Origin of the sequence: Lactiplantibacillus sp. C232, assembly GCF_023806725.1 — a bacterium.
Taxonomy (GTDB): domain Bacteria; phylum Bacillota; class Bacilli; order Lactobacillales; family Lactobacillaceae; genus Lactiplantibacillus; species Lactiplantibacillus plantarum.
Genome location: NZ_JAMSKZ010000065.1, coordinates 1 through 282, shown reverse-complemented (window position 1 = coordinate 282; position 282 = coordinate 1). Strand labels below are relative to the sequence as shown.

General features: G+C 48.2%; 1 tRNA gene and 1 rRNA gene. Both read right to left on the bottom strand.

From position 1 onward, the window contains the following. Positions 1-113 (bottom strand): 5S ribosomal RNA (gene rrf, locus MZO41_RS16645); the annotation flags it as partial. Between the two features lie 54 nt (positions 114-167). Further along, positions 168-240: transfer RNA gene (locus MZO41_RS16640), tRNA-Lys, on the bottom strand. Between the last annotated feature and the right edge of the window lie 42 nt (positions 241-282).

Here is a 282-nt window from a genome sequence, read left to right as displayed (position 1 = left end):
GGCAACGTCCTACCCTCGCAGGGAGCGATCCCCCAACTACTCTCGGCGCTAAGAAGCTTAACTTCTGTGTTCGACATGGGAACAGGTGTATCCTTCTCGCCATCGTCACCACACTATGTGAAACTAAATATTAAATTGAATAATATCCATTTAACCTTGCGGTTAAATGAGCCGTGACAGTCTCGAACTGTCGACCCTCTGATTAAAAGTCAGATGCTCTACCAACTGAGCTAACGGCTCATGATGGAGGATACAGGGCTCGAACCTGTGACCCTCTGCTTG